The following is a 2825-nucleotide window of genomic DNA, read 5'->3' as shown; positions in this document are numbered from 1 at the left end:
TCAACGCTCCTCTTTTGCTGCGGGTAACTGGCCGGCATCATAGCGGCAACCGCCGGCGCGGGGGCGTCCACATCATCAAGCAGGCTCGGCATCTGGATTGACGAAGCGGTCAACTCGGGTCTCGTCGCGATCGCGCGGTTCGCCCGAGTTTTGCGTCGTGACATTGACGCCGTCCACAACGCAATCGAACTGCCGTGGAGCAACGGCCAGGCGGAAGGCCAGATCAATCGCCTGAAGACGATCAAGCGTGCAATGTATGGCAGAGCAGGCCCAGAACTCCTTAGAGCTCGCATGCTGCCCCCTCAACCAACTGCACGACCACACAAATTGATGGTGTGGAACGGCCCTCCGAAACGGCATCGAAGGTGCCTATTGTGGTGATGCCAATCGCCACGAAACAGAAGGAACCGTTCCATGGAGAAGATCACCACACTCGGTCTCGACCTGGCTAAATCGATCTTTCAAGTTCACGGCGTTGCCGAAGACGGCCACGTCGTTGTCCGCCGAGCCTTGCGGCGGTCGCAGATGTTAGAGTTCTTCCGCAGCCTTGAGCCGTGCCTCGTCGGGCTCGAAGCCTGCGCGAGCGCTCACCACTGGGCGAACGCCATCAGTCAGTTCGGGCATACAGTCAGGATGATACCGCCGGCCTACGTGAAGGCGTATGTCAAGCGGAACAAAACCGACGCTGCCGACGCCGAAGCGATCTGTGAGGCGGTAACGCGTCCCACAATGCGGTTCGTGCCAATTAAGACGCCCGCCGAGCAAGCCGCAGGCATGGTTTTGAAGACCCGCGAGTTGTTCGTCCGCCAGCGAAGCCAGACGGCGAACGCCATGAGAGCTCATATGGCCGAATTGGGCATCATTGCTGCGACGGGCATGACGAGCATCGCCAAGCTCATCGTCATTCTGCGAGACGATGATGACACCCGTCTCCCATCGGCGGCTCGGGCTGCACTTCTCGAGATGGTCGCGCAAATTGAGATGCTGTCGGCTCGCATCGAGGCGCTTGACGCGAAGATAGTCACGGCAGTGAAAGCAGATAACACCGCTAGGCGGCTTACCAGTATCCCGGGCGTCGGCCCCATCATCGCCGCGACAGTTCGAGCGACGATCCAGGATCCAGCAGCCTTCCCAATCGGACGTGATCTAGCCGCCTGGATCGGAATTACCCCGAAAACGCACTCGAGCAGCGGCAAGGAGCGGCTGGGCCGTATATCGAAACGCGGGAACAAACAGTTGCGAACGCTGCTGATCGTCGGCGCGACATCCATCCTGAAGCAAGCTCGCAGAGGAGTGACGCTTCCCTCTTGGATCGTCTCGCTGATGGCACGAAGACCTTACAAGGTCGCCGCCGTCGCCAAACGACATCCGGCACCCCGCAAGTGAATTATTGGCTTCTTTCCTCTTCCGTAAGGATCTCGAAAGCTGCACTTGCATAAATGTTCGCCAACAACAGCCGTACTCGGAGGGAAAATGAACATTGATCCACGAAATGCCGCAGAATCTCAGGTTGGCGTTCACGATCTCCTGCCGCGGCCGGACCCGGCGGACCGACGGCCAGACAAGCTGAGCGCGCAGACCAGCTCACCGGCGCACCCTCCGAATCAAGCAAGCTTTGAGCAGCAGCTAGCTGACTTACATTTGATTCACCCAACGCCGGATTCTGTCTCCCTTGCGGCAGATCCCGGGACTGCCAACTTCTCGAATGCGCCGAACGAGGTGGCCCCAGAACCTGGCTGCTATCCGGCCGAATCATTTGTGAGAGCGCGCGCCCAGCTTGCCGCAAAGCTGACGGGTGCCCCTCTTGATGTGCTTAGAAACGAGATCGAGCTTGCCTACCGGCAATCAGGGCGGTGGTCACCAGCGACCGCAGTTGGCGACGGCAGTATCGATCGGGGCCGTATTTTCGACGACGTGGCAGGGTCGTCATATGTGATACTGCGGCGCTTTCAGAACCAGGACAGCGATTGCAATCCACGCATCGAAAACGACACGAGCGCAATATCGCATGTTCGTAGCACGGCGCGGGATCATTTCTCCCATGGAGATCCTCTGGAACGATATCCTATGGATCGAGCGCGCCAAGCCGGATGGCATATGCGCGGCAAGACAACAGCGTCTCCTTTCGTGTCGTTGGTTGAGGATCCTTCGAAGCTGGTTGTTTCGCGCGACCACTGGGCGAGAGCGATCGCCAACAATGCGAGCACACTGCACACCTACACCGTTCCGAAGTCCTCGGTCTGGACGCCCGACGATGTACTGAGCAGTATTGGGCTCGGAATGAATGTCGAGGACCAGGACAACATCGATGCGGATGTGGATCTGATGTGCTCGCTGGGCAGAACGCCAACACGAGAGACCGAACGCTTATTTCTGGGCAGCAACCTTGATGACTACCGGACTGACAGTGAAGCAAATCCATACAGGCGTGATGGTAATGAATAGATAACCTATCGACGGTCCCAATCGCGGTAAGTGCGTTCATGGGCAAACACTGCAACACCATGCCTAACGAAGAGCCGAAGGAGGGGCCGCGCGTCTTCGAGCACCACGGGTTCATCATTCTTGGTAAGAGGGATGGACGCGCGGAGCGGGACCGGTTGAACAGGTTTGTTAGTTGGAAACGGATCGATCCTGATCCCTTTCTATCACGCCAGAGGGCATCGTCAACTTAATCGACCGCCGAGCTGAAGGAGGCGCTTCTCAAAGGTTCGAGATTCATGCAGGCACAAGGGCAGTCTGATGGGCACTGTAAAGTTATCAGCGGATTGATGCAGCGATAGCTGGCGGGGACGGCTGTCAGGCTGCGGCGACACACGCGATTT

1 protein-coding gene and 2 pseudogenes are annotated in these 2825 nt (G+C 58.2%); all 3 read left to right on the top strand.

What is annotated here, in order from left to right:
- Positions 1 to 75: 75 nt before the first annotated feature.
- Positions 76 to 381: pseudogene (locus AU381_RS27785) on the top strand (transposase); the annotation flags it as partial.
- Positions 382 to 414: 33 nt separating this feature from the next.
- Positions 415 to 1359: pseudogene (locus AU381_RS00145) on the top strand (IS110 family RNA-guided transposase); the annotation flags it as partial.
- Between the two features lie 114 nt (positions 1360 to 1473).
- On the top strand, positions 1474 to 2445 hold the full coding sequence (locus AU381_RS00140) for a hypothetical protein (protein WP_015633430.1): 972 nt from the start codon (positions 1474 to 1476) through the stop codon (positions 2443 to 2445).
- Positions 2446 to 2825 lie beyond the last annotated feature (380 nt).

Source organism: Sinorhizobium glycinis, from assembly GCF_001651865.1.
Taxonomy (GTDB): Bacteria; Pseudomonadota; Alphaproteobacteria; order Rhizobiales; family Rhizobiaceae; genus Sinorhizobium; species Sinorhizobium glycinis.
Note: the sequence above shows the minus strand (reverse complement) of the source record. Positions and strands in the feature narration are given on the sequence as shown.